This window comes from Bordetella genomosp. 9 (assembly GCF_002119725.1).
Lineage (GTDB): Bacteria > Pseudomonadota > Gammaproteobacteria > Burkholderiales > Burkholderiaceae_B > Bordetella_C.
Map to the genome: position 1 here is coordinate 2,634,688 of NZ_CP021109.1, position 25,887 is coordinate 2,660,574.

Here is a 25,887-nt window from a genome sequence, read left to right on the forward strand (position 1 = left end):
CCAACGGATGAACGCCGGGCGCGGCATCGCCTGCATCCTGTGCGGCGTGCTTTGCCTGACCGTCAGCGATGCCATCGCAAAGTGGCTGGGAAGCGCCTATTCGCCGGTGCAGATTCTTTTCCTGCGCGCTACGATCGCGCTGCCCTTCGTGGCAGGCATCGTCATGATGCTGGGCGGCCGCCATGCCTTGCGCACCCGGCATCCCGGCATTCATCTGCTGCGGGGCGCCATCAACGTGATTTCGGCCGTCGCCTTCTACACCGGCCTGCGTTATCTGCCCTTTGCCGAGGCAACCGCCATCTCCTATGCAGCGCCGCTGTGCGTTACGCTGCTGTCGGTGCTCCTGCTCAAGGAGCGGGTGGACGCGGTGCAATGGACGGCCCTCGTTGCGGGCTTCGCGGGCGTGGTGTTGATCGTGCGCCCCGGTTCGGCGGGATTCGATGCAGCCGCGCTGCTGCCGCTTGCCACGGCCGTGCTTTACGCGTTCATGATGATTACCGCCCGTGCGATCGGACCGGGAGAAAGCGTGCTGACCATGGGCTTGTACATCGTCGCGGCGCAGCTCGTTTGCAGCGCGCTCCCCTTGCCCTGGTTCTGGCGGACGCCGGACCCATCGCACTGGCCATTCTTTGCGGGCGTGGCGCTGTTCAGCACGATGGGACTGACGCTGATCACGCAGGCGTTTCGCATCGCGCCCGCGTCGGTAGTGGCGCCGTTCGACTATATGGGCCTGGTGTGGGCGGCGCTGCTGGGCTGGATGGTGTGGCGGGAAGCGCCCGACGCGCTGACGTGGCTGGGCGCCCTGGTGATCGTTGTGGCCGGGCTTACTCTGATTCTGCGTGAGGCCATGCGGGGCGAGCGCAGGGCTGCGACGTAGCTCCGGCGGGCGATGCGCCGGCAGGCCCGGTTCCCGCCTTGTCTTGCGCATTGCGGGCGGCGCCGGCCACGCGGTACAGGCGCGCGGCCAGAATCAAGCCCAGGACCAGGAATGCGCCGATCAGCGCCGCCACGCCGGTCCAGCCGGCCGCCTCCCAGCACTTTCCGCCCACGGAACCAAGCACGCTGGAGCCCAGGTAGTACGCCAGCAGGTACAGCGACGCAGCCTGCGCCTTGTAGCCGCGCGCGAGCTGCCCCACCCATCCGCTGGCGACCGAATGCGCGGCGAAGAACCCGAAGGTGGCCAGGACGACGCCGGCCACCAGCACGCCCAGCACCGGCGACAGTGTCAGCAGCGTACCCGCCAGCATGGTGCCCACGCCCAGGCACAACATGGCGCCCCGGCCGTGGCGGTCCGCCAGGCGCCCGAATAGCGCCGACGCGAAGATGCCGACCAGATACACCGTGAAAATGGCGCTGATCAGCGATTGGCTCAGCGAATACGGCGGCGCCATCAATCGGAATCCGGCGTAGTTGTAGAGGGTGACGAACCCGCCCATCAGCAAAAATCCCAGCGCGAAAAGCGACAGCAGATTCACGTCCGCCAGATGCGCCGCGAAACCCTGGCGCGCGGCGCGCCAGCCGCCGCCGCGCTGCGGCGTGAAGTGGCGCGACGGCGGCAGACTCAGCACAAACAGGACCGCCGACGCAATGCCCAGCAACCCTACCGTCATCATCGCCACGCGCCAGTCCGCATGGTCGGCCACAAGGCCGGTCATGACGCGCCCCGCCATGCCGCCGAAAGCGCTGCCGCCGATGTACAGCCCCATGGCGAAACCCAGATCGGATGCCGCGACCTCCTCGGCCAGGTAGGCCATGGCGACCGCGGGCACACCGCCCAGGACCAGTCCCTGCAGCGCCCGCACCGCGAGCAAGGCGTGCCAGTCCGGCATGAGCGCCGCCGCCAGCGTCAGCACGCCGGAAGCGAACAGCGAGACCGCCATGATGGGTTTGCGCGGCAGGCGGCTGGACCAGAAGCCGACGATGAAGATGGCCAGGGCCAGCAGCCCCGTGGTCAGTGACAGCGAAAGACTGCTTTGTGTGGGCGATATGCCGAAGTGATCGGCGAACAGCGGCAGCAGCGGCTGCACGCAATACATCAGCGAGAAGGTGGAAAAGCCGGCGGCGAACAGCGCCCAATTGGCATTGCGGTAACCCGCGGTGCCGCGAGTCAGGCGCGCCGCCGGCGCCTGCTCCTGTCGCGGCTGGCCTGCGGCACGTGTGGTCGATGGGGATGTCATGGTGAAAGGCTGCAAGACGGACGGCGCCGGCCCGAAGACCCCTTCAAGCGTGAAACGGCGCGGCCGCCTGTCGATGCCGATACGGTAGACAGATTCGGGCTATCTGTCCAATATATGGAACTGCATCCAACCATATCGAGAAAATATGGAATTGCGCCATCTGCGCTACTTCGTCGCCGTCGCCGAGGAAAAGAATTTCACACGGGCGGCCGCGCGCCTGGGCATCGGCCAGCCCCCGCTCAGCCAGCAGATCCGCCAGCTCGAGGACGAACTGGGGGCTCCGCTGTTCCTCCGGCTGCCGCGCGGCATCGAACTGACCGAAGCGGGACAACAGTTCCTGGCGGACAGCCGCGACGTGCTCAACGCAGCCGCCCGCGCCGCGGACCAGGCACGCCGTCTCGGCAGGGGCGAATCGGGAACCTTGACGGTGGGGTTCACGGCTTCGTCCGTCTTCCATCCGGCCCTGGCGCGGGCGCTGCGGGCTTATCGGGACGAGTATCCAGGGGTACGCGTGGCGCTGCGGGAAGGCAATACGGGGGTGCTGGTCGAATCCCTGCGCCGGGGCGAGGTCGACGTGGCCTTCCTGCGCCCGCCGTATGCCCTCGATGAGCAGTACGGCGCCCGGCGCATTGTCGATGAAGCCATGCTGGCCGCGCTGCCGGCCGGCCATCCTCTTGCCGGGCGCAAAAGCCTGCGCGTGGCGGACCTGCGCGATGAGCCCTTCGTGCTGTTCCCCCGTCCGGTGGGCTCCGGCCTGTACGACGCCATCTACGCCGCTTGCCTGCGCGCGGGGTTCCGGCCCCGCATCGGCCAGGAAGCGCCGCAGATGGCGTCCATCGTCAGCCTGGTCGCGGCGGGTTTCGGCATTTCCCTCGTCCCTGAAAGCCTGCGCCATGTCCACTCCGAAGGTATCCGCTATGTGCCCTTGCGCGGGGATGCGCCGCGCGCCCTGCTGGAACTGGCCTATCCTCTGCATCCGCCCTCGCAGGCCGTGCGCAACGCGGTCGAGGTCATGACGCACGCCGGCACGACCCGGGATGCGCCGTCATCCGCGCCGAACGTCCGGCCGGCCCCGCGGCGGCGAGGCCGCGCCCCACACCATTGATGTCCGCCTTCGCAACCATGCCCCACACGTCGTCCGATCCCCTGCCCGCCGGGCTGGTCCTGAAAAACGTCTCCACGCGTACGCTTACGGGCGTCGACCTGCAGGTCGCACCGGGCGAATGCGTCGCCATCATGGGTCCTTCCGGCGCCGGCAAGTCTTTGCTGCTGCGCCAGATCGCCGACCTGGACCCCGGTACGGGCGAGGTCTGGCTCGATGGCAAGGCCCGCCGCGACATGCCCGCGCCGGCGTGGCGCCGCAAGGTCGCCTATTGCCAGGCCGAAGCAGGCTGGTGGGACGATCGCGTGGCGCCGCACTTCCCCGCCGGGGCGGCAAATGCCGGCATCGACGCACTGATGGCGCGCCTGGGGCTGGACGCCCATCTGCTGTCGGCGCAGGTGCACGAACTGTCCACGGGCGAGCGCCAGCGCATGGCGCTGGTCCGCGCGCTGGCGAACGACCCTGCCGTGCTGCTGATGGATGAACCGACCGCGGCCCTGGACGCCGACGCGACCGCGCGGGTGGAAACGGAAATCCTGGCGCGTCTGGGCGAGGGGCGCATCGCCATCATCGCGACGCATGCCCGGGAACAGGCGCGGCGCCTGGCGCGCCGCACCCTGCTTATCCGCGACGGACGCCTGGAGGCGGCGCCATGAACGTCATCGAACTGCACACCGCGGATCTCACCATCGCGGCCAGTCTTGTCGCTCTGACGGCCCTGGTGTCGCTGCTGCTGCGCCTGGACATGGCGCGGCAGATCATATGGGGAGCGGTCCGGACGGTGATCCAGCTGCTGCTGGTCGGCCATCTGCTGCGCCTGGTTTTCGCGCACAACAGCGCCTGGACCACCGCGGCGCTGGTAGCCGTCATGATGGCCCTGGCGGCGCGCGAAGTGGCAGCCCGCCCGAAGGTCAGGCTGCGCGGACTGGGCAACGCCTGGGTGGCGGCGCTTACCGTCGCCGCCACCACCGCGGTGACCGCGCTTTTCATCCTGCATACCGCCTTGCGCCCCGACCCCTGGTATGACGCCCGCTACGTCATCGCGCTGGTCGGCATCGTCCTGGGAAGCGTATTGAATGCCGCCAGCCTGGCGCTGGATGGCATGCTGGCCGGGGTCCGGCGCGAAAAGGCCGGGATCGAAGCCCGGCTGGCCCTGGGCGCCACCGCCCGCGAAGCCTTCGGCCCGCTGCTGCGAGCCGCCATACGGCGCGGCATCGTGCCTTCCATCAATCAGATGTCCGCCGCGGGGATCATCACCCTGCCCGGCATCATGACCGGCCAGATCATCGCCGGCATGGACCCGGTGGAGGCGGTCAAATACCAGATCCTGATCATGTTCCTGCTGGCCGGCGCCAGCGCGCTGGCCGCCATGGGGGCGGCTTTCGCGGCGATGCGCCGGCTGACCGACACCCGGGCGCGGCTGCGCCTGGACCGGCTGATGGACTAGCCTGCACACCTGGGAAAGCGCTGCCCGGGGCGTGCGGACAGCCGGAATCGCGCCGCAGCGGCTGCGGCGCGGGCTCAGTCTCCCGCGCCGGAAAAATGCCGATGCAGGACATCCGCGATCTGGGAGTGCGCGGCCGCCTGATCGGCGATCGCGGCCAGGCGCGGGCAATGCTCGTCGAACCAGCGGCGGCGCGGCCGCCAGTGCGTCATCACGGTCACATACAGGTCCAGCGCGGTCAGCTGATCGCCCAGGACGTGCGGCGCGCCGACCTGCTGCTCGATGTTGCGCCAGAGCATTTCGCGGCGCGCGTCGGTGGCCGCCCGCAGCCGCCTGGCGGCTTCGCCCTCGCCGGTCCAGCGCGACGGATGATCGCCGAAGGTGAAGGTGGGGTAGACGGCCGCCGTCAGGCGTATGAGCAGCTCGAAGAATCGCACCCGCTGGATGCTCCCCGGCGCCGGCGCCAGACCGGCGTGCGGCGCGGCATCGTTCAGATGCAGGATCATGGCGGCGCTTTCGGTCAGCACTGCCCCGCCGGGAAGGATAAGCGTCGGCACCTGGCCCAGCGGATTCAGCGTCAGCAGACGCTCGCGCCCGGGGCCTGGTTTCAAATAGGGAATATCGGTGAGCCGCATGTCCAGGCCCGTCAGGCGCAAGGCGGCCTCGACGATGGCGGACCCGCAGCCGCGCGAGCCGATCAGTTCGTAGTGCGTCATGGCGTGGCTCCCCCCGCGATGGTTCACGCGGCCCGCTTGCGACTGAAGTGCTCGATGACTGTACACCGCCGGCGCGCCGGGGAACGCATCAGTCGGTAACGGCAGTCCGCGGATCGGGATCGCCCTGCCCGGGGCCGGTTCGCTGGCGATGACCTTGCGCAGAACCGCCAGAAAGCGCCGCGCCATCAGAGGCAGGGGCTGCAGATCCGAATACGTGGCCCAGATGCCTACGTGCGCCGGTGGATCGATGGGCCGCAGCGCAACCGAACGGCGCAGCTCCGGGCCGACGCACCATGCATCGACCAGCCCCGGTCCCAGCCCCTGCTGGACGAAAGCGGCCGCGGTGACCGGCGAATGCACTTCCACCGCCGCCGGCGGCATCCCCGCCGCGCCGAAGAACGACCGCAAGGCCGTGCCCAGCGGCGTCTGCACCGGGTAGCCCACCCAGGCGCCGGACCTGAAATCGTCCGGCCGGATGACCTGGCGCGCCGCCAGCGCATGCTCCCTGGGCAGCAGACAGACGACCGGGCTGCGACCCAGTTCGACCGCGGTCAGGTTGGGATGGTCCGGCGGCTGCATGGAAACCGCGATATCGGCGTGGCCGCCCAAAAAATGCCCGGGAAGTTCGTCGAAGGTGGCGCTGCGGTAGTCGACCCGCACGTTCGCCCGCGCGGCGCGCAGCGCCCGCAGCGCCATTGGGACCATGCGCTGGCCGAAGCTCGCGCTGGAAACCACGCGCAGCATGCCGGCGCCAGCCTCGCCCAGACTGGCAGCCAGCTCGTTCACACGCTGGATGCCGCCATACACCTGTTCCACTTCGGCATAAAGCCGCCGCGCCTCCGCGGTCGGCGTCAGGCGGCTGCGCGAGCGCTCGAAAAGGGGGTAGCGCAGCCGGCTTTCCATCAGGGCCAGAACCCGGCTGACCGCCGGCTGGGACACGTGGAGCATGCGCCCGGCGCCGCTGATCGAGCCGGACAGCATAATGGCGCGAAAGACTTCGATCTGACGCAGGTTGAGCGGCGGCCGCGGGCCGGACTCGCCGCGCGGCGGCGCTTCCCACGACGTCAAACCGTCTTCATCCATGCCCGGCGGCCCCTTGCAAACACATTTGAATAACGCCGGATTATAGGTTTTCCATATTTTTTGATATGCGCCACGGCAAGAGCCGGTGTTAGTGTCCTGTCCTCCCCGCCAATCAGGCGCGTGGCGCCGATCGCTGCGTTGCCGCGCCAGGCCGTGCGGGGAGCAAATCCTGGTTTCCGGCCGCCCGAGAAAGCGGCCTTCACGCACAAGGGGAATGGACGATGTCCACACTAAAGCAGTTCCGCCGCTGGGCCGCCGCCGCGGCCATGATCGCGATCGCCGGCAGCGCCGCCGCCGCAGGCTCAGACTGGCCCGACCGGCCGGTCACCTTCATTGTGCCGTCGGCAGCGGGCGGCTCGCCCGATGTCCTGTCGCGCCTGATCACCACCCAGCTGTCCAAGGAGACCGGCGCGTCGGTGATCGTCGAAAACCGTCCGGGCGCCGCCGGCAATATCGGCGTCAGCCTGATCAAGCGCGCCGCGCCCGACGGCTATACCGTGGGCTACGGCAACATCAATACGCTCGCGGTCAACCGCTCACTGTTCAAGAAGCTGCCCTACGACGTGGACAAGGACCTGGAGCCGGTGATCCACATGTTCGACCTGTACAACGTGCTGGTCGTGCCGGCCGAATCGCCGATCCAGACCGTGCAGCAGCTGATCGACACGGCGCGCAAGAACCCCGGCAAGCTTTCCTATGGCGCGCCGGGCGTGGGCACCACCGGCCATATGGGCGGTGAACTGTTCAAAAGCATGGCGAAGATCGACGTCATGTTCATCCCCTACAACGGCGGTCCCGCCGCCATCCAGGACCTGCTCGGCGGCCGTATCGACTACCTGTTCGCCAATTCCTCCGAAGCCGGCCCGCTGGTCAAGAGCGGCAAAGTGCGCGCCCTGGGCGTCAGCAGCCTGAAGCGCCTGGCCCTGTTCCCCGACATTCCGACGCTGGACGAGGCCGGCCTGAAAGGCTACGAGACCGTGGCTTGGGGCGGCGTCGTGGCGCCGCGCGGCACGCCGAAGGACATCGTCGCCAAGATGAACGCCGATATCCAACAGGCGCTGAAGGCGCCTCAGGTCCGTGAAGGCCTGGCCACGCTGGGCGCCGTGCCCGCCGGCGGCAGCCCCGAGGACTTCAAGCAGTTGATCGATCGCGAAACGGCCAAGTGGCACGAGATCATCGAAACCGCCAAGATCGAAAAACTGGACTAGGGCCCCTCAACGCTGGAAAAGCCCGCCCCCGAAGCGCTGCCGCGCTTCCCCATCGAAGGTCGGGACGCTGGCGGACCGGCAAGGCCGGATCCGCCGGCGTCCCGGCGTCTTATACAGGGTTGATATGCAAGCTGACCTGATCATCCGGAATGCCACCATCGTCGATGGGAGCGGCAAGGCCCGGTACGAGGCCGATGTCGCCATTGCCGGCGAACGCATCGCCGGCGTCGGGCGTTTCGAGGCGGGCGACGTGCCCAGCCTGGACGCTCGCGGCCATGTCGTGGCGCCGGGCTTCATCGATTCGCACACCCACGACGACGGCTATCTGCTGGCGCACCCCGACATGACGCCCAAGGTATCGCAGGGCATCACCACGGTGGTCACCGGCAATTGCGGGATCAGCCTGGCGCCGCTGGTGCGCGACGAGGTGCCGCAGCCGCTGGACCTGCTCGGCCCCCCATCGTTGTTCCGCTTCCAGACCTTTGCGGCCTGGCTCGATGCCCTGCGAGCGGCGCCGCCCGCGGTCAACGTCATCCCGCTGGTCGGACACACCACCTTGCGGGTGGCCGCCATGGCCGACACCGGCCGCGCCGCCACGGACGCGGAAATCGCGGCGATGCGGGCGCTGATGGAGGAAGCGCTGGACGCCGGCGCTTTCGGCATGTCCACCGGCACCTTCTATCCCCCCGCCGCGCACGCGCCCACCCAGGAAATCATCCAGGTGGGCGAGCCCATCCGCGCGCGCGGCGGCCTCTACGCCACGCATCTGCGCGACGAGGCCGATCACATCGTGCCGGCGATGCAGGAAGCCCTGGACATCGGCCGCGCGCTCGATTGCCTGGTGGTGTTTTCGCACCATAAGCTGGCAGGCGAAAAGAACCACGGCCGCTCCGCCGAAACGCTGGCGATGATGGAGCGCGCCAGCGCCATGCAGCCGGTCTGTCTGGACTGCCATCCCTATCCGGCCACCTCGACCATGCTGCGGCTGGATCGGGTTCGCATCGCGCGCCGCACGATGATCACCTGGTCCAAGGGCTATCCGCAGGCCAAGGGCCGCGATTTCGACGAGGTGATGCGCGAACTCGGCCTGAGCGACGAGGAGACGCTGAAGGCGCTGTCGCCCGCGGGCGCCATCTATTTCCTGATGGACGAAGCGGACGTGCGCCGGATCATGACGCACCGCCTCGCCATGGTGGGGTCGGACGGCCTGCCCTTCGACCCGCATCCCCATCCCCGCCAGTGGGGCACGTTTACCAACGTGCTGCGCACCCTGGTGCGCGAGCAGGCGGCGATGTCGCTGGAGGAAGCCGTCCATAAAATGACCGGCTTCGCCGCGCGCAACTATGGCCTGTCCGAGCGGGGACTGATCCAACCGGGCTATTATGCGGATCTGGTCCTGTTCGACCCCGATAGCGTGTCAGATCGCGCCACTTTCGAGGCTCCGATACAGGTCAGCCAGGGCATTCAGGGCGTGTGGGTCAATGGCCGCCAGGTCTGGCGCGACGGCGCCGCCGGCACGGAACGGCCCGGCAGAATCCTGAGCCCTTCCCGAAAATCGGAGTAATGCATTGAACGACGCGCACCCCGGCTGCTATCTCGGCGTCCTGGGCGGCATGGGCCCCATGGCGGGCGCCGCCTTCGCCTTGCGGCTGTCCGCCCTTACCCCCGCCGACCGCGACCAGGACCATATCCCGGCGCTGCTGCTCAACGATCCCCGCGTGCCCGACCGCACCGCCGCCACCCGCGGCGGCGAGGATCCCCTGCCCTATCTGCTGCGGGGCATCCGCTTCCTGAACGACAGCGGCGCGCGGCTGATCGCCATCCCCTGCAATACCGCGCACCTGTGGTACGACGCCATGGTCAAGGCATCGCGCGCGCCGGTGCTGCACATCATCGAATCGGTGGTGGAAGACCTGCGCCGGCGCGGCATCCATAGCGGCAAGATCGGGCTGATGGGAACGGAAGCCACGCTCCGGCTCGGACTGTACCAGCGCCATCTGGAACGGCACGGCTACGAATGCGTGGTGCCGAGCGAAGAGGAACAGGTGGCTTATTGCACGAAGTCGATCCTGGCGGTCAAGGCGAACCGGCTGTCCGAAGCCTTCGAGCCGGCGGCGGCCTGCGTGCGCCTGCTCGCCTCGCGCGGCGCCGTGGCCGTCGCGCTCGGCTGTACCGAGCTGCCGCTGGCCATCCCGCATGACCGGCGCGGCGAATTCGACGTCCCCATGACGGATTCCATCGACGCGCTGGCCCTGGCCGTCATCCAGCGTTATCAGGCCGATCAGGACGTCGCGGCGCGCGCCGCGTAGGACGCCCGGCCTTCAAACCAGCGGCGAGGCGGGCGGCGTGGCTTGCAGCTCGCCGTCCAGCAGCTTGGACAGAATCAGCTTCTTGGCGGCCAGTTCTTCCCCGCTGCCCCGGTGCTTGTGCCAGTCCTCGAGAAAATCGCGCTTGCTTTGCTCGATGGCCGCGCGGTCCTTGTCGCGGTAAAGCTTCAGATCGCGGCGGATGTCCCGCTCCCAAAGGCCGCTTCGCTTGGACTGCTCGATGCGTTGCTCGACAAGGCGCATATAGGTGCCGTTCTCCTGGAATTCAGCGGCCAGCGCATCGAGAAAGCCCAGATAGCTGTTTCGGGTGCGCCAGGCATCGTAAGCGGTCCGCGCATCCTCGCAGGGGCCGGCATCGCTCCATTTCCGCAGCACGTCGTGGATGATGTCCAGGCGGGCGTACTTGCCCTTGCCGCCGATAAGGCCGTCCAAGACGTCGAGTTCGCTGTGCCAGCGCTCCCACGCCTCCGTGCCCTCGCCAAGGAAAGGCTCCGCCGCGGCGCGGCGCTGGCATTCCGCCTGCACGTCCACCGTGCGGCAATCGGAATAGGAATACTGGGGCGCGGCGGAAGCCCCCGATGCCGGGGTCCCCGAAATCGCCGATAGCACGGTGATGCTCCTTCAACCGCCCAGATACGCCTTGCGCACGTCGGCGTTCGCAAGCAGGTTGGCGCCGGTGTCCTGCAACACCACGCGGCCGTTCTCGAGCACGTAGCCGCGATCGGCCACCTGCAGGGCCTTGTTGGCGTTCTGCTCCACCAGGAACACCGTCACGCCCTGGTCCCGGATGGTGCGAATGATGTCGAAGATCTGCGCGATGATCAGCGGCGCCAGACCCAGCGTCGGCTCGTCCAGCAACAACAGGCGCGGGCGCGTCATCAGCGCGCGGCCGATCGCCAGCATCTGCTGCTCGCCGCCCGACATGGTGCCTGCGCGCTGGTCCGCGCGCTCCTTCAGCCGGGGGAAGAGCTCGTACACGTGCGCCAACCCCGACTCGATTTCCGCGCGGCTGGAGAAAAACCCGCCCATCATCAGGTTCTCCGCCACCGTCAGGTCCTTGAACACGCGCCGGCCTTCCGGCGAGATCGCGATGCCGCTGCGCATGATGCGCGAGGTTTCCTGCTGCGTGATGTCCCGGCCCTCGAACGTAATCGTTCCCGAACGCGCCCGCGGGTTGCCGCATACGGTCATCAGCAAGGTGGTTTTGCCGGCGCCGTTGGCGCCGATCAGCGTGACGATCTCGCCCTTGTTCACTTCCACGGACACGCCGTTCAACGCCTGGATGGCGCCGTAGTAGGTGTGCACGTTGTCCAGCTTCAGCATCATTCCTCTCCCAGGTACGCCTTGATCACGCGCTCATCGCTGCGCACCGCCTGCGGCGTGCCTGTCATGATGGGCTTGCCATGCTCCATGACCAGGATACGGTCGGAGATGCCCATGATCAGGCTCATGTCGTGCTCGATCAGCAGCACCGCCACGCCGAACTCGCGGCGCAGGCGGTCGATCAGACGTTGCAGGTCCTGTTTCTCCTGGGGATTCAGGCCGGCTGCCGGCTCATCGAGCATCAGCAGGCGCGGCTTGGTGATCATGCAGCGGGCGATTTCGAGCCGGCGCTGATGCCCATAGGCGAGATTGCCCGCCTCGCGGTTGGCGTACTGCCGCAACCCCATGAAGTCCAGCCATTGGGCCGCGCGCGACAAGGCGTCGGCCTCGGCCTGCCGGTAGGATTTCATCTTCAGCAGGCCCGGCAGCAGGCGCGTCTCGACCTGCGTGTGCTGCGCCACCAGCAGGTTTTCAAGAACGGTAAGCTGCTTGAACAGGCGCACGTTCTGGAAGGTGCGCACCAGGCCATGCCGCGCCACCAGGTGGCTGGATAGTCCGGTGATGTTCTGCCCGTCCATGACGATGTCGCCGGACGTGGGCTTGTAGAAGCCGCCCACGCAGTTGAACACGGTCGTCTTGCCCGCGCCGTTGGGGCCGATGATCGCGAAGACTTCGTCGCTCTTGACGTCGAACTCCACATGGTCCACGGCCAGCAGGCCGCCGAACCGCATGCACAGGCCGGATACTTTCAGGAGAACGTCGCTCATTTGTCCAGCTCCACGTGAGGACGCTTCATCGGCAACAGGCCCTGCGGCCGCCACATCATCATGAGTACCATCACCAGACCGAACATCAACATGCGGTATTCCGCGAATTCCCGCGCCAGCTCAGGCAGCACGGTCAGCAGGATCGCGGCCAGGATCACGCCCACCTGCGAGCCCATCCCGCCCAGCACCACGATGGCGAGGATCAGCGCCGATTCGATGAATGTGAACGACTCCGGATTCACGAGTCCCTGCCGCGCAGCGAAGAACGCGCCGCCGAAACCGGCGAACATGGCGCCCAGGGTAAAGGCCGAAAGCTTGATGCGCGTGGGATTCAGGCCCAGCGATCGGCAGGCGATTTCGTCTTCGCGCAGCGCTTCCCACGCGCGGCCCACCGGCATGCGTTTCAGGCGCGTGGCGACGAACAGCGTGATGAGCGCGAGCATCAGCGCCATCAGGTACAGCCAGATGATGACGTGCTGGTTCTGGAACGTCAGCCCCAGCAATTCATGGAAGGTGCGCTGGCCCTCGACGCTGGACGTGCGCGCCATCTCGAAGCCGAACACCGAAGGCTTGGGAATGCCCGAGATACCGTCGGGGCCGCCGGTCAGCCAGTTCAGGTTGATCAGCAGCAGCCGGATGATTTCACCGAAGCCCAGCGTCACGATGGCCAGATAGTCGCCGCGCAGGCGCAGCACCGGAAAGCCCAGCACGAAGCCGAACAAGGCGGCCAGCGCCCCCGAGAACGGCAGGGCTTCCCAGAAGCTCCATCCGCCCCAGTGATACAGCAGCGCGTACGTGTAGGCGCCCACCGCGTAGAAGCCGACGAAGCCCAGGTCCAGCAGCCCGGCGAAGCCCACGACGATGTTCAGGCCCAGGCCCAGCATGACGTAGATCAGCACCAGGGTGGCGATATCGACGGAGCCGCGGTCGCTGAAGAACGGCCAGACGACAGCGGCGGCCACCACAAGGATCATCACCCATTTGTGCCCCTGCACCGGCGCCGCCGGCAGCGTCGGCAGATTGCCTTTCAGGCGTTTGAAGGGCAGCGCCAGCCATGGCCGCAAAAGCTGCCCCACGAAGACCACCGCCATGGCGATGACGACGTTGCTCCAATGCGGATCCATCAGGGTTCGCGCGCCCTGGCGGACCAATTGCAGGCCGAACACCGGCGTGACGATGAACGCGGTAAGTATGGCCGCGATGAATGCGTTCTTGATTTGATTGGCCATCAGACTTTTTCCACCTCGGGTTTGCCCAACAGACCGGTGGGGCGGAACAGCAGGATCAGTACCAGCAGCAGGAAGGCGACGATGTCCTTGTACTGGGACGAGATATAGGCCGCGGCAAAGGTCTCCACCAGCCCCAGCAGCGCGCCGCCCAGCATGGCGCCGGGGATGCTGCCGATGCCGCCCAGCACGGCCGCGGTGAACGCCTTGATGCCGACGATGAAGCCGATGAAGGGATTCAGCTTGCCGATGGTCAGCGCGATGAGCACGCCGCCCACGGCGGCCAGCACCGCGCCCAGCACGAAGGTGAACGAGATGACGCGGTTCGTATCGATGCCCAGCAGATTCGCCATGTGCATGTCCTGCGAGCAGGCGCGCGACGCCCGCCCCATGCGCGAATACTTGATGAACAGCGAGAGCCCGATCATCAGCACGACGGTCACGACGATGATCATGATGCGCGAATACGGCACCGTCACGTCGAAGTTGGGGCCCATTGGGAAAGTTACCGCGCCGAAGATGATGTTCGGCACCGCCATGTCGCGCGCGCCCTGCCCCAGCGCCATCCAGTTCTGCAGAAAGATGGACATGCCGATGGCGGAAATCAACGCGACCAGCCGGGGGCTGTTGCGCAGCGGCCGGTACGCCACGCGTTCCACCGTGAACCCGTAGACGCCGGTCACGGCCATGGCGACGATCAGCATGGCCGCCACGATCAGCGGCACCGGCATGCCGCTCTGGGTGCCGATGGCCGTCAGCGTCACCAGGCCCACATAGGCGCCGATCATATAGATTTCGCCGTGCGCGAAGTTGATCATGCCGATGATGCCGTAGACCATCGTGTATCCGATGGCGATCAGGGCGTAGATGGCGCCCAGCGACAACCCGTTGAAGAATTGTTGCGTTAACTGCGGGAGAAGGTCGGACATTTTTTGTACTGGCTCCAAATAGTTCCGGCCCCGGTAATACGACCCGGAGCCGGAAACCTGGGCGTTCGGTTGCGATCCCGGAGGCGCCGGGGAGTCGCGATTACAGCTGCGTCTTCTTGCCGTTCTTGTCCCACTTGAAGACGGCGAACTCGAAGTTCTTCAGATCGCCCTTCGCATCGTATTCGACCTTGCCGATGCCGGTGTTGAAAGTGTGTTTATGCATGTAGTCGGCGACCTTGGTGGGGTCCTCGCCCACCGCGCCGATGCTTTCGGCCAGGATCTGCACCGCGGCGTACGCCGGCATCTGGAAGGCGCCGTCCGGATCGCGCTTCTTGTCATGGAAGGCCTTCACGATGCCTTCGTTGCCGGGCATCTTGGTGAAGTCGGCGGGCAGCGTGACGAGCAGGCCGTCGATGGCGGGACCGGCAATGGCCACCAGGTCCTGGTTGGCGGTGCCTTCCGGGCCCATGAACTGCACGTTCAGGCCCTGTTCGCGCGACTGGCGCAGCAGCAGGCCCAGTTCGGGGTGATAGCCGCCGAAGTAGACGAAGTCCACGCCGGCCGACTTCAGCTTGGTAATGACCGCGGAATAGTCGCTGTCGCCGACGTTGATGCCTTCGAACATCACGACGTTGACGCCGTCCTTGGTCAGCGTGTCCTTGACCTGCGTGGCCACGCCGGAGCCGTAGGTCTGCTTGTCGTGCAGCACGGCGACCTTCTTGGGCTTGACCGTCTTGGCGATGTAGTTCGCGGCGAACGGCCCCTGCTGGTCGTCACGGCCGATCGTGCGGAAGAAGTAGTGCGGCTTGATCGTGTCGGTGACCAGCGGCGAAGTCGCGCCCGGGGTAATGGCGACGATATGTTCCTGCTCGTAGACATTCACGGCAGGCACCGTCACGCCGGAGCACGCATGCGCCACGGCAAACTTGGCGCCCGAATTGACGACACGGTTGGCGGCCGGCACGGCCTGCTTCGGTTCGCAGCCGTCGTCGATCAGGATGGGCTCCAGCTTCTTGCCCTTGACGCCGCCCTTGGCGTTGATGGTTTCGATTGCCGTCAACGCGCCGGCCTGGATCTGATCGCCGTACTGGGTGTTGGGGCCCGTCATGGGTTGGGGGATGCCGATCTTGATGGTATCGGCAGCATGCACAGCGCCGGCCAGGGTCAGCGCCCCCAGCGCGAACGCGATGGGGGAAAGGCGTTGCAGCATATTCATGCGATAGATCTCCGCTAGGGTTGAGCGGCTGGGCACGTGGCGGGCGCGGGAAGGATATTCCCGAACCTATCGTGCGTCACCGGCTTCATGGGCAAACCACGATGTGGCGCGTATTCTGAAAGCTGGCTTTCAGGCTGTCACTGCGTGTATTCCCCAATATCGAAGAAACTGTACACATCCGGTGACACATCACCGTAACAGCCGCATCACGCAGCCGGAACAGCGGGCCCGCCATCAGCCCGCAGCGCCGAATAACGCACCCACGCCGGCTGTCACGCCCATCGCCACCGCGCCGAGGACCGACACGCGTACGGCGGCGGCCGCCTTGGGCGCCCCGCCGGCCCAGGCGGCGATGGCCCCCAGCGCCGCCAGACAGACCACCGAGCCCGTTGCGACCACCGGCAGCTGCAAGGCGGGACGCGGCACCAGCACGGCCAGAACCAGCGGCAAGGCGCTGCCGGCGGCGAAGCTCAGGGCGGATGCAAGCGCCGCCTGCAGCGGGCGGGCGCGGGTGTTCTTGGAGATGCCCAGTTCGTCGCGGGCATGGGCGTCCAGGGCATCGTGCGCGGTCAGGGCGCGCGCCACCTGCATGGCGAGCTCCGGCGCCAGCCCGCGATTGACGTAGATGTCCGCCAGCTCCTGCAGTTCGACCGCGGAATTGCGCATCAGCGAACGCTGCTCCAGCCGAAGATCCGCCTTCTCGACGTCCGATTGCGATTTGACCGAAACGTACTCGCCCACCGCCATCGACAGCGCCCCCGCCACCAGTCCCGCCAGTCCGGCCGTGAATATCGCGCCGTGACTGGCCTGCGCCGCCGCCACCCCGGCGATCAGGCTCGAGGTGGATACGATGCCGTCGTTGGCGCCAAGCACGGCGGCGCGCAGCCAGCCCGTACGATGAATGCGATGATGTTCCGGAGCCGGCATGAGTCAGGACGTCGAAAACTTTCAGCTTTTGCGATACAGATTCAGGATGCTGGAGAAATCGAGCTTGCCCTGTCCGCCCGCGCTATGCAGTGCATACAGGTTGCGGGCCAGTTCGCCCAGGGGAATGGGCGAGCGCGTCGCCAGGGCCGCTTCGGCGGCCAGGCCAAGATCCTTGAGCATCAGATCCGTACCGAAACCGCCCGCATAGCCCTTGGACGCCGGCGCGTGATCCATCACGCCCGGCCACGGGTTGTACAGCTCGGTGGCCCAGTTGCGGCCCGAACTCTTGGCGATGATGTCCGACAGCACTTTGGGATCCAGCCCGTTGGCCACGCCCAGGGCCAGTGCTTCCGCGGTGCCGGCCATCAGCACCCCCAACAGCATGTTGTTGCAGATCTTGGCAACCTGCCCCGCGCCGGCCGGACCCGCGTGAAAAATGTTCTTGCCCATCTGCTCCAGCACGGGCCGCGCGCGCGCCAGCGCGCCAGCATCGCCGCCCACGATGAAGGTCAGCGTGCCGGCCGCCGCGCCGGCCGTGCCGCCGGAGACCGGCGCATCCAGCATCGCGATGCCGCGAGCCTGCGCCGCGGCCGCCACCTTGCGGGCGGTCTCCGGCGCGATGGTGCTGCATTCGATGACGAGGGCCGTGGGATCGATATGCGCCAGCAGGTCCTCGCCGATATACAGCCCTTCCACGTGCTGGCTGGCCGGCAGCATGGTGATGACGATGTCGGCGCCCTCCACCGCCTGCCTGGCCGATGGCGCGGCCTGCGCGCCGGCCGCAGCCAACTGCGCCACGCCGGCCGGCAGCAGGTCGTACACCGCGAGTTCGCGGCCTGCCTTGACCAGGTTCAGCGCCATGGGCGCCCCCATGTTGCCCAAACCGATAAAAGCGATCTTGCCCATGCTGTCTCCTCGATATTGTTCCGGCACGGCGGCGCCGGCCGGCGGGCCGCCGCCGGTCTCGTGAACCGGCGGGCCCGCCTATCAAAAGCAAAAGCGGCTCACGCCGCCATCAGGCCGCACCCAGGTCCTGCAGCGGATGCGGCTGTCCCTGCGGCCACGGCTCCTCGAAGAATTTCAACACCCACTCCTTGCTGGCCGCCTCTATCGTGGCGGGGTTCCAGCGCGGCCGCTTGTCCTTGTCGATCAGCAACGCCCGGATGCCTTCCTGGAAATCGCCGTGCGCACTGGCGTGCAGCGCCGCCACGTATTCGGCGCGGAACACGTCGGCCAGCGACCGCTGCCGCAAGCGCATCAGCAGCGTGAAGGCCAGCCGCGCCGTGCCCGGCGAGCCGGCCAGCATGGTGCGGGCGGCCCGGGCCAGCCATGGATCGTCGTGTTCGGCCAGGGCGGCGATGTTCTCGTGGATTTCTTCCAGGTTGGTGCCGGCGCACAGGTTATTGATCTGGAAGGCATGCTGCTTCAACGGGCCGGGCGCCAGCGTTTCGGCCGGCTGCATGCCATGCAGCACCTGGCGCAGCAGGCCGTCGTTGATCGAACGCGGGGCGAACGCCGCGGGTTTTTCCACATCCCCGATGACGCCCGCCCCGCCCGCCCACGGCTGCTGGACCAGGTGATCGAGCAGGCGCGGCCAATCCTGGGCGCGCAGATGGAAGTCGGCCAGGCCAGCGAAAAACGCGTCCGACGCATTGAGCTGGGCCCCGGTCAGCGCCAGGAACAGCCCCGTGTTGCCCGGCATGCGACTGAGCAGCCAGCTGCCGCCCACGTCCGGAAACAGCCCGATCGAGATCTCGGGCATGGCAAGCCGCGAGGTCTCATCGACCACGCGATGGCTGGCCCCCATCATCAGTCCGATGCCGCCGCCCATGACAAAGCCATGTCCCCAACACAACACCGGCTTGGGATAGGTGTGGATACGGTAATCCAGCCGGTACTCGACTTCGAAGAACTCGCGCGCATAGCGGTTGCCCCAGGCATCGCCCTTGGGTGAAGATTGCATGCTGCGATACAGGCTCTGCAGATCGCCGCCGGCGCAGAACGCCTTGTCCCCGGCGCCTTGCAGGACGACCACCGCCACCCTTGGATCATCCGCCCAGGCGGACAGGCGCTGGTCCAGGCTGCGCGCCATTTCCAGCGACAGGCCGTTCAGACTCTGGGGGGCGTTCAACGTGGCGATGCCTATGCGCATCCCGTTGTCGGTCGGACGTTCCTCGAAAAGCACCGGCTGGTTCATCGCAAGTCTGCTCCCTTCTCCAACAGCTGGCGGGCAACGATCACGCGCATGATTTCGTTGGTGCCCTCCAGGATCTGATGCACGCGAGTATCGCGCACCAGTCGCTCCAAAGGATAGTCCTTCAGATAGCCGTAGCCGCCATGGATCTGCTGGGCGTCAAGGCAAACCTGGAAACCCATGTCGGTGGCGAAGCGCTTGGCCATGGCGCAATAGGCGCTGGCGTCCGGCGACCCGCCGTCCAGCTTGCATGCGGCCAGGCGCACCATCTGCCGGGCCGCGACCAGATGGGTCGCCATATCGGCCAGTTTGAACTGCAAGGCCTGGAAGTCGGCCAGCGGCGCACCGAACTGGCGCCGCTCGCGCATATACCGGCGCGCGGCGTCCAGGGCGCCTTGCGCCGCCCCCACGGAACACGTCGCGATATTGATGCGGCCGCCGTCCAGTCCGCGCATGGCGATCTTGAAGCCCTGGCCCGGCTCGCCCAGCATATTGGCCGCGGGCACGCGCACGTTTTCGAAAGTAATGGCGCGGGTGGACTGGCTGTTCCACCCCATTTTTTCTTCCTTGCGGCCGTAAGTGATACCCGGGCTGTCCGCCGGGACGGCGAAGGCGCTGACGCCCCCTGCTCCGCCGCCGCCCGTACGGGCCATGACGATCAGCAGGTCGGTGTCGCCGCCGCCGGAAATGAATGCCTTGGATCCGTTCAGGACATACTGCGCGCCGTCCTCCTCCGCCCGCGTACGCAGCGAGGCCGCGTCGGAACCGGAGCCGGGCTCGGTCAGGCAGTACGAGGCCAGCTTTTCGCCGGCGCACAGTTTGGGGCCCCAGGCTTCGCGCAGCCCCGGCTGGCCCCAGGTGCCGACCATCCAGGCCGCCATGTTGTGGATGGTCAGGAAAGCCGTGGTGGAAGGATCCACGGCGGCCATTTCCTCGAACACCAGCGTCGCGTCGATGCGCGGCAAACCCAGCCCGCCGATTTCCTGCGGCGCGTAAAGACCGCAAAAACCCAACTCGCCGGCGCGGGCAAAGACTTCGCGGGGAAAGATCCCTTCCGCATCCCAGCGCGCCGCGTGCGGCGCCATCTCGCCCTGCGCGAATTCGCGCGCCGCCTGCGCGAAAGCCCGCTGGTCCTCGCTCAATTCCATGTCCATGTGCCGTCTCCTCGTATCGATGTGCCGCCGTCCGGCGATATGCCCCGTCCGGCGTTTCGGGATTTACGTTAACGTAAACGGAAACAGAATGACAAGCCAGCGATGCGGCAAGCGCGGTCAGCGCCGCGCCTTGGGCGTGCGCGGCGGCGGCGCGGCCGGTTCCTGGCGCGCGCGGTGAGCGGCGCGGCGCCGCCGCGACTCCATGGGATCGAAGATGAGCGGCCGATAGATTTCCACGCGGTCGCCGTCTGACAGCGGGTGCGTGGCGGAAACCTGCCGCCCGAACACGCCGACGCCGGCCTGCCATGGGTCGACGCCGGGGAAGGACTCGGCAAATCCGCTGGCCGCGATGGCCTGCGCGGCAGTCGAACCCACGGGAAGTTCGACCTGCCGCTGCCATGCCTCGTGCGGCCGCGCGTGGCATACCAAGACCGTCATCCTGGCCCGATCATTCCCCATACACAGCCTGGGCGCGCTTGGTGAAGGAATCGATGAAGCTGGTCGCGATGCGGTTGAACACGGGCCCGACCAGGGCTTCCAGGGCGCGGTTCGAGAACTCGTACTCCATGGTGAACAGTACTTTGCACGCGTCGGGCGCCAGGGCCTGGAATTGCCAATGCCCCACCAGCATGGAAAACGGGCCGTCCACCAGTTCCAGATCGATGCGATGCGGAAACACGTGGGTGTTCCGCGTGGTGAATCGCTGCTTCATGCCGGCGAAGCTGATGATGATGGACGCCTGCATGCCGTGTTCGTCCCGGGACTTTACCTCCGCCCCGCCGCACCACGGCATGAACTCCGGATACTGCTCCACGCCGGCGACGAGTTCGAACATTTGCGCATCGCTGTAAGGGACGAGAACGGAACGCTGGACTTTGTGCATCGAGGGTCGCAAATCGCTAGAATGCTAGGATTTTACCGGTAGTGCCTCTCCCCTGTTTGATGTGCCACTCTCCTGGGGGATTTCCCCGCCGGGATTGCGCCGGGTTCGTGCGCGCGGGACGCGGCTGGCGCGCTGGAGCAGAATGAAATGAGCATTATCGATAATCGAAAAGCGTCCCACGAGTACTTCATCGAAGACCGCTACGAAGCGGGCCTCGTTTTGCAGGGCTGGGAGGTCAAAGCGATCCGCGAGGGCCGCGTGCAGCTCAGGGAAAGCTACATCATTGTGCGCGACGGCGAGATCTATATCGTCGGCATGCACGTCAGCCCCCTGCCCACGGCGTCGACGCACATCCACCCCGACGCCACGCGCACCCGCAAGCTGCTGCTGCATGCAGAGGAGATCAACAAGCTGATCGGCAAGGTCGAACAGCGCGGGTACACCCTGGTGCCGCTCAACCTGCATTACAAGGATGGCCGGATCAAGCTGGACTTCGCGCTGGGTCGCGGCAAGAAGCTGCACGACAAGCGCGACACCGCGCGGGACAAGGACTGGGCGCGCGAAAAAGAACGCCTGATGAAGCACGACACCCGCGCATCGCGGCGCAGCGAAGCTTAAGGCGCAAGCCCCGCTGCAACGGCGCTCCCGCTTTTTGCGGGGGGTGCAGAGGCCCTTGCACTACGCCACCACAATCCGGTCGCGCCCGGCCATCTTGGCTGCATACAAGGCCCCGTCGGCGCGCCGCATCATCGTTTCCACCGTTTCCTCGCCATCCCACTCCACCAGGCCGCCGCTGAAGGTATAGGAGACAGCCGCACCGGCGTCGGCGCATCGGCTTGCACGGACCCGTTGCAGCAGACGATCGGTTGCGAAGGCGGCCGCGTCGATGCGCGTATCGGGCAGCAGGACCACGAATTCCTCGCCGCCCAGCCGGCCGATGATGTCCTCCTGACGGAATACCGACACCGCAAGCATGCCGAAATGCTGCAGGACCGCGTCACCCATGGCGTGGCCGTGCGTATCGTTCACCTGCTTGAATCGGTCGATATCGAGCATCAGCAGCGACAGGCGCTGGTCGCCACGGATGGCGCGAGCCAGGGTCTTTTCGGCAAGCAGCCGCCATGCCTTGCGCGACAATGTTCCCGTCAGCGAATCGGTATTGGCCTCGCTTTCGCGCTGCGCCAGCATCCGGTCATGCACCATCAGGATCATCCCAAGCGTCAGGCTTGGCATGGCCAATACGCCGATGGACAGGAAAAGCAGATGCATGGGCGTACCCTGGGCCAGGGTCGGCATCACCTCGATCCGCGCCGCATAGAACATCCCGCGCAGCGCATGGCCAACCGCCTCGAACCCGGCGACGTAGAAAGCGAACAGATAGGGATAGCCGGGCCGGTTGCGCGGCCGCCAGCGGTGTATGGTCGTCGCCATCGCTGCCATCATCACGCACTGCAGCAACGACACCGCGACAATGCGCGCATTGGTGTCCGGCCAGACGTACCAGAACAGCGCGATGGCCGCGGTCTGCGCGCCCACCGCCGCAACCAGCCACCCGACAGGCGCCTGACGCCCGAAGAAGCGCAACACCGCGGCGACGTAACACGCGGCGCCGGCGGCCATCAGCAGATTCGCCGCGACGACGCCCAACACGGGCGGCAGAAACGCCTGCGCCGCCAGGCCGATGAGCGACACGAATACCAGGATCGCGCCGCGCGTGCATTCGCGTATGCCGGCGATGCCGCTGCGCGCCAGCGACCCCAGGACCGCCAGCATAAGAACATTGGTGAGCGCCGTGATGACGATCAGGGCAACGGAAGCAGACATTTGCAATGCCGACGGCGCATGAATCCGGCGGCCGCGGCCGCCGGGACGGGGTCACTTCTGGGACGATTTGACGATGGACATGGCCGAGGCGATCAGGCTGCCCACCTCGGCCAGATTGGCCGGCAGGATCAGCGTATTGCCCTGCTTGGCCACATTGCCGAAGGCGTCGACATAGCGTTCCGCCACCCGCAGATTCACCGCTTCCATGCCGCCGGGCTGGCGTATGGCTTCGGCGACCTGCGTGACGGCCCGCGCGGTGGCTTCGGCAATGGCGAGCACCGCGGCGGCCTCGCCCTGCGCCTGGTTGATCTGCGCCTGCTTCTCGCCTTCGGAACGGGCAATGGCCGCTTCCCGTTCGCCCGTGGCGATATTGATCTGTTCCTGGCGCCGGCCCTCGGACGCCGCGATGAGCGCGCGCTTTTCGCGTTCCGCCGTGATCTGGGCCTGCATGGCGCGCAGGATTTCATTGGGCGGCGTCAGGTCCTTGATCTCGTAACGCAGCACCTTCACGCCCCAGTTCAGCGCGGCCTCATCCAGCGACGCGACGATGGTGCTGTTGATGAACTCGCGTTCCTCGAAGGTGCGGTCGAGTTCCAGCTTGCCGATGACCGAGCGCAGCGTGGTCTGGGCCAGCTGGGTAATGGCGGAAATATAGTTCGACGACCCGTACGATGCCCGCATGGGGTCGGTGACCTGGAAGTACAGCACGCCGTCGACCTGCAGCTGGGTGTTGTCGCGGGTGATGCAGACCTGGCTGGGAACGTCCAGCGGAATTTCCTTGAGCGAATGCTTGTAGGCGACCCGTTCGATAAAGGGAATGACGAACCCCGCGCCGGGCGACAACACCCTATCGAATTTGCCGAGGCGCTCCACGACCCAGGCATGCTGCTGCGGCACGATCGCGATGGCCTTCACGACAATCAGAATCGCCAGAAGGACCACGACGATCAGGACAACGGTGGATGGATCAAGCATGGGTTCAGCCCCGGATAGGATGAGTGGAAACGGATTCGCGGGGACGGACGACGAGCTGGCTGCCCCGTACTTCGGTGATGACCTGCTCCCCGGCCACGGGTTCGCAGTCGGACGCGAGCACGGCATCCCAGCTGGCGCCACGGTACCAGACCCGGGCGGAACGGCTCCCCTTCCAATCGGCCACCGTGACGGTCTGCCCGATGTCCAGATTGACGTCCGCATTACGGAAAGGGTTGACTTCGCGCTTTTTCAAAATGCCCGTGGCCCGCAGAATCAACAGGCCGGCGACTACCACGACGCCGCACATGGCCAATTGCCCTTCAATGCCGACATCGATGGCGGCCGCCAGCCCGCCGGCCGCCAGCCCCGTTGCAACCAGGAGCAGATAGAACGTGCCCGTCGCGAGCTCGCCGATGAGCGCCAGCACCGCCAGCCCGAACCATATCCACATTTCGCCCGCCTTTCATTGCAGTTGGCGACCGATTTTACGATTTTGGAGAACGGTCCGGCGCCCGGCGGCTTGCGGCAGCGAAATCGCGGCGCTGGCCGTCATTCGCAGCGCCAACGGCCTTTCAACGCGCTGCGGACGCCGCTGCTTTATCATCCGTGGACGTCGCCGTGCCTCTTGCGGCGCCACGCAGACATGACCGCAAACCGCCCTCCCGTCCTCATTCTTCATACCGGCAATCCTGAAGAAAGCCTCGTAGCGGCCTACGACGACTACGCCGGCTTCATCCGCCGGGCCGCTGGCCTGGCTGCCGAGGAAACCCGCGTCGTACCGGTTTTCCTTGGCGAAGCGCCGGCCGAGCCCGCGCACTATCGGGCGGCCCTGATCACGGGTTCCCCGGCCATGGTGACCGACCGCGAACCCTGGAGCGAGCAGACCGCGAAATGGGTGCGCGAGGCCGCGGCCCAGGGGCTGCCTATGTTTGGCGTGTGCTACGGCCACCAGCTGATCGCCGACGCGCTGGGCGGCCGGGTTGGGAACAATCCCGCGGGCCGCGAGATAGGCACGCATATCGTGGAACATCTCGCGGACGATCCCATGCTCGCCGGCCTGCCGCGTGCCTTCCCGGCCCAGATGATGCACCTGCAGTCGGTCATCGAGCCGCCACCGGGCGCCGTGGTCCTGGCGCGTTCGAACATGGACGCCCACCAGATGCTGCGGGTCGGCGCCAAAATAGTGACGACGCAATTTCATCCGGAGCTGCCGCCGGCCTTCGTCACGGCGACGCTCGAGCGCCATGCGGCCGCCTACGCGCGCGAAGGGCTGGACGTGGAAGCGCTGAAGCGCGGCGTCGGGCCCTCGCCCGAGGCCGCGAGCCTGCTGCGGCGCTTCCTGGCGCTATACGGGTAGAGACAGGCGCCCCGCCGGGGAGCAAAAACCGGAGTGCCTTCTACTGCCGCTTTTGCCATTCTGGAGCCATGCGAGCGGCAGCGAAATGGACAACGATGGAGGCGGCCATGCAAGGTACGATGACGGCGGTTCCCGTGAAGGCGCGAATCATGAACTCCCCCGCCCGCCACACTCATCCGCATGCGGCCCTGGTCGAACAGGCGTGCCGCGCGCTGGAATCCGACCAGACCATGGATCTGTCCACGCTGGCCGAACGCGCGGGCATGAGCCGATTCCACTTTCACCGCGTTTTCAAGGCGGTCACCGGCATCACGCCCAAGGCCTATGCCCAGGCGGTGCGAGCGTCCCGCGCCCGGCATGAACTCGACCGGGGGCGCAAGGTCACGGACGCGCTTTACGAAGCGGGCTTCAATTCGAGCGGACGCTTTTATGAGAATGCGCCGGGCATGCTCGGTATGACGCCGACGGAATTCCGCCAACGCGGCGCCGGCGTGCGCATCCGATTTGCCGTGGCCCAATGCGCCTTGGGCGCGCTGCTGGTCGCCGCCACTGACAAAGGGATTTGCGAGATTGCCCTTGGCGAGGATCCGCAAACCTTGCTGCAAGGCCTGCAGGACCGCTTCGCGCGCGCAAGCCTGGTGGGCGGCGACGCCGAGTTCGAGCGGTGGGTGGCCGCCGTGGTGGGTTTCGTGGAAAACCCTGCCCTTGGCCTTTCGCTGCCGCTGGACGTGCGCGGCACGGCATTCCAGCAGCGTGTCTGGCAGGCGCTCCAGGCCATCCCTATCGGCACGACCGTGTCCTATGCGGACATCGCGCGCCGCATCGGTGCGCCTACCGCCGTCCGCGCGGTGGCCAGGGCCTGCGCGGCGAACGCCATTGCGCTCGCCATCCCGTGCCACCGGGTGGTGCGCACCGACGGACTCCCTGGAGGATACCGCTGGGGCATCGCGCGCAAGCTCGAACTGCTCGAACGCGAGGGCCGGGCCGCCCAGACGCACGGCCAGAAGAAAAAAGCCGCGCACTAGGCGCGGCCTTTCCTTGCATCGCTGGACGGC

Annotated in this window: 27 protein-coding genes and 1 pseudogene; 10 read left to right on the forward strand and 18 right to left on the reverse strand. The window is 66.8% G+C overall.

All coding sequences use genetic code 11. The features are described from left to right. The first annotated feature begins 7 nt into the window (after nt 1-7). Complete coding sequence (locus tag CAL13_RS12105; RefSeq protein ID WP_086072536.1) at nt 8-877, forward strand: DMT family transporter; 870 nt, start codon at nt 8-10, stop codon at nt 875-877. On the opposite strand, the gene CAL13_RS12110 is transcribed toward CAL13_RS12105, so the two are convergent. After that, on the reverse strand, nt 825-2,177 hold the full coding sequence (locus tag CAL13_RS12110) for an MFS transporter (RefSeq protein WP_086072537.1): 1,353 nt from the start codon (nt 2,175-2,177) through the stop codon (nt 825-827). The genes CAL13_RS12105 and CAL13_RS12110 overlap by 53 nt on opposite strands. A gap of 145 nt (nt 2,178-2,322) precedes the next feature. On the opposite strand from CAL13_RS12110, the gene CAL13_RS12115 reads away from it, so the two are divergent. Genes CAL13_RS12115 through CAL13_RS12125 form a run of 3 tightly spaced genes read left to right on the forward strand, consistent with a single transcriptional unit; the run spans nt 2,323 to nt 4,726 of the window. Next, nucleotides 2,323-3,282, forward strand: a complete 960-nt coding sequence (locus tag CAL13_RS12115) for a LysR family transcriptional regulator (protein WP_086072538.1) — start codon at nt 2,323-2,325, stop codon at nt 3,280-3,282. Beyond that, nucleotides 3,282-3,935, forward strand: a complete 654-nt coding sequence (locus tag CAL13_RS12120; RefSeq protein WP_232467652.1) for an ABC transporter ATP-binding protein — start codon at nt 3,282-3,284, stop codon at nt 3,933-3,935. Before CAL13_RS12115 ends, CAL13_RS12120 begins: the two co-directional genes overlap by 1 nt. Next, complete coding sequence (locus CAL13_RS12125) at nt 3,932-4,726, forward strand: ABC transporter permease (RefSeq protein WP_086057617.1); 795 nt, start codon at nt 3,932-3,934, stop codon at nt 4,724-4,726. Before CAL13_RS12120 ends, CAL13_RS12125 begins: the two co-directional genes overlap by 4 nt. A gap of 74 nt (nt 4,727-4,800) precedes the next feature. Here CAL13_RS12125 and CAL13_RS12130 read toward each other — a convergent pair whose 3' ends face one another. Continuing rightward, nucleotides 4,801-5,439, reverse strand: a complete 639-nt coding sequence (locus tag CAL13_RS12130) for a glutathione S-transferase family protein (protein WP_086057618.1) — start codon at nt 5,437-5,439, stop codon at nt 4,801-4,803. Between the two features lie 210 nt (nt 5,440-5,649). Beyond that, nucleotides 5,650-6,522: pseudogene (locus tag CAL13_RS12135) on the reverse strand (LysR family transcriptional regulator); the annotation flags it as partial. A gap of 266 nt (nt 6,523-6,788) precedes the next feature. On the opposite strand from CAL13_RS12135, the gene CAL13_RS12140 reads away from it, so the two are divergent. The 3 genes from CAL13_RS12140 to CAL13_RS12150 all read left to right on the forward strand — a co-directional run bounded on the left by CAL13_RS12140 (nt 6,789) and on the right by CAL13_RS12150 (nt 10,039). After that, nucleotides 6,789-7,730, forward strand: coding sequence for a Bug family tripartite tricarboxylate transporter substrate binding protein (locus CAL13_RS12140; protein WP_086073630.1), 942 nt, complete (start codon nt 6,789-6,791; stop codon nt 7,728-7,730). A 124-nt stretch (nt 7,731-7,854) separates the two neighbouring features. Continuing rightward, nucleotides 7,855-9,294: an N-acyl-D-amino-acid deacylase family protein gene (locus CAL13_RS12145; protein ID WP_086072539.1), complete on the forward strand. Its 1,440-nt coding sequence runs from the start codon at nt 7,855-7,857 to the stop codon at nt 9,292-9,294. Nucleotides 9,295-9,352: 58 nt separating this feature from the next. Next, nucleotides 9,353-10,039 (forward strand): aspartate/glutamate racemase family protein, encoded by a 687-nt coding sequence (locus CAL13_RS12150; protein WP_232462615.1) that lies wholly within the window; start codon nt 9,353-9,355, stop codon nt 10,037-10,039. Nucleotides 10,040-10,051: 12 nt separating this feature from the next. Here CAL13_RS12150 and CAL13_RS12155 read toward each other — a convergent pair whose 3' ends face one another. The 12 genes from CAL13_RS12155 to CAL13_RS12210 all read right to left on the reverse strand — a co-directional run bounded on the left by CAL13_RS12155 (nt 10,052) and on the right by CAL13_RS12210 (nt 20,676). Continuing rightward, the gene (locus tag CAL13_RS12155) at nt 10,052-10,666 is read right to left on the reverse strand and encodes a hypothetical protein (protein ID WP_086072540.1); all 615 of its coding nucleotides are present in this window, start codon (nt 10,664-10,666) and stop codon (nt 10,052-10,054) included. Nucleotides 10,667-10,678: 12 nt separating this feature from the next. Beyond that, the gene (locus tag CAL13_RS12160) at nt 10,679-11,380 is read right to left on the reverse strand and encodes an ABC transporter ATP-binding protein (protein ID WP_086059429.1); all 702 of its coding nucleotides are present in this window, start codon (nt 11,378-11,380) and stop codon (nt 10,679-10,681) included. Next, nucleotides 11,380-12,147 carry a high-affinity branched-chain amino acid ABC transporter ATP-binding protein LivG gene (livG, locus tag CAL13_RS12165; RefSeq protein WP_086057622.1) on the reverse strand — a complete coding sequence of 256 codons (768 nt, stop codon included), beginning with the start codon at nt 12,145-12,147 and terminating at the stop codon, nt 11,380-11,382. Before livG ends, CAL13_RS12160 begins: the two co-directional genes overlap by 1 nt. Then, entirely contained in the window at nt 12,144-13,376 is a 1,233-nt protein-coding gene (locus CAL13_RS12170) for a high-affinity branched-chain amino acid ABC transporter permease LivM (RefSeq protein WP_086057623.1), read from the reverse strand. The genes livG and CAL13_RS12170 overlap by 4 nt, the downstream gene beginning before the upstream one ends. Further along, a complete protein-coding gene (gene livH, locus CAL13_RS12175; RefSeq protein WP_086057624.1) occupies nt 13,376-14,302 on the reverse strand; it encodes a high-affinity branched-chain amino acid ABC transporter permease LivH in 927 nt (308 codons plus the stop codon). Before livH ends, CAL13_RS12170 begins: the two co-directional genes overlap by 1 nt. Nucleotides 14,303-14,402: 100 nt before the next feature. Then, entirely contained in the window at nt 14,403-15,518 is a 1,116-nt protein-coding gene (locus CAL13_RS12180; protein ID WP_086057625.1) for a branched-chain amino acid ABC transporter substrate-binding protein, read from the reverse strand. A 234-nt stretch (nt 15,519-15,752) separates the two neighbouring features. After that, nucleotides 15,753-16,445: a VIT1/CCC1 transporter family protein gene (locus tag CAL13_RS12185; RefSeq protein ID WP_086057626.1), complete on the reverse strand. Its 693-nt coding sequence runs from the start codon at nt 16,443-16,445 to the stop codon at nt 15,753-15,755. 21 nt (nt 16,446-16,466) lie between these two features. Further along, on the reverse strand, nt 16,467-17,351 hold the full coding sequence (mmsB, locus tag CAL13_RS12190; RefSeq protein WP_086057627.1) for a 3-hydroxyisobutyrate dehydrogenase: 885 nt from the start codon (nt 17,349-17,351) through the stop codon (nt 16,467-16,469). Between the two features lie 109 nt (nt 17,352-17,460). Then, entirely contained in the window at nt 17,461-18,642 is a 1,182-nt protein-coding gene (locus CAL13_RS12195) for an enoyl-CoA hydratase/isomerase family protein (protein WP_086072541.1), read from the reverse strand. Further along, nucleotides 18,639-19,793 (reverse strand): acyl-CoA dehydrogenase family protein, encoded by a 1,155-nt coding sequence (locus tag CAL13_RS12200; protein ID WP_086057629.1) that lies wholly within the window; start codon nt 19,791-19,793, stop codon nt 18,639-18,641. Before CAL13_RS12200 ends, CAL13_RS12195 begins: the two co-directional genes overlap by 4 nt. Before the next feature lie 117 nt (nt 19,794-19,910). After that, nucleotides 19,911-20,231 (reverse strand): RnfH family protein, encoded by a 321-nt coding sequence (locus CAL13_RS12205; protein WP_232467653.1) that lies wholly within the window; start codon nt 20,229-20,231, stop codon nt 19,911-19,913. Nucleotides 20,232-20,241: 10 nt separating this feature from the next. Beyond that, complete coding sequence (locus CAL13_RS12210; protein WP_086057631.1) at nt 20,242-20,676, reverse strand: type II toxin-antitoxin system RatA family toxin; 435 nt, start codon at nt 20,674-20,676, stop codon at nt 20,242-20,244. Between the two features lie 147 nt (nt 20,677-20,823). Here CAL13_RS12210 and smpB point away from each other — a divergent pair, with 147 nt between their 5' ends. Continuing rightward, the gene (smpB, locus tag CAL13_RS12215) at nt 20,824-21,294 is read left to right on the forward strand and encodes an SsrA-binding protein SmpB (RefSeq protein WP_086057632.1); all 471 of its coding nucleotides are present in this window, start codon (nt 20,824-20,826) and stop codon (nt 21,292-21,294) included. Between the two features lie 60 nt (nt 21,295-21,354). Here smpB and CAL13_RS12220 read toward each other — a convergent pair whose 3' ends face one another. From CAL13_RS12220 to CAL13_RS12230, 3 genes are read right to left on the reverse strand one after another with little or no spacing between them, the layout of a single operon-like run. Then, the gene (locus CAL13_RS12220) at nt 21,355-22,500 is read right to left on the reverse strand and encodes a GGDEF domain-containing protein (protein WP_086057633.1); all 1,146 of its coding nucleotides are present in this window, start codon (nt 22,498-22,500) and stop codon (nt 21,355-21,357) included. Nucleotides 22,501-22,551: 51 nt separating this feature from the next. Beyond that, the gene (locus CAL13_RS12225) at nt 22,552-23,475 is read right to left on the reverse strand and encodes an SPFH domain-containing protein (protein WP_086057634.1); all 924 of its coding nucleotides are present in this window, start codon (nt 23,473-23,475) and stop codon (nt 22,552-22,554) included. A gap of 4 nt (nt 23,476-23,479) precedes the next feature. Continuing rightward, on the reverse strand, nt 23,480-23,926 hold the full coding sequence (locus CAL13_RS12230) for an NfeD family protein (protein WP_086072543.1): 447 nt from the start codon (nt 23,924-23,926) through the stop codon (nt 23,480-23,482). Between the two features lie 192 nt (nt 23,927-24,118). On the opposite strand from CAL13_RS12230, the gene CAL13_RS12235 reads away from it, so the two are divergent. Both CAL13_RS12235 and CAL13_RS12240 read left to right on the forward strand, forming a co-directional pair. Next, complete coding sequence (locus CAL13_RS12235; RefSeq protein ID WP_086073631.1) at nt 24,119-24,832, forward strand: glutamine amidotransferase; 714 nt, start codon at nt 24,119-24,121, stop codon at nt 24,830-24,832. Nucleotides 24,833-24,981: 149 nt separating this feature from the next. Then, complete coding sequence (locus tag CAL13_RS12240; RefSeq protein WP_232462375.1) at nt 24,982-25,857, forward strand: bifunctional transcriptional activator/DNA repair enzyme AdaA; 876 nt, start codon at nt 24,982-24,984, stop codon at nt 25,855-25,857. Nucleotides 25,858-25,887: the final 30 nt, after the last annotated feature.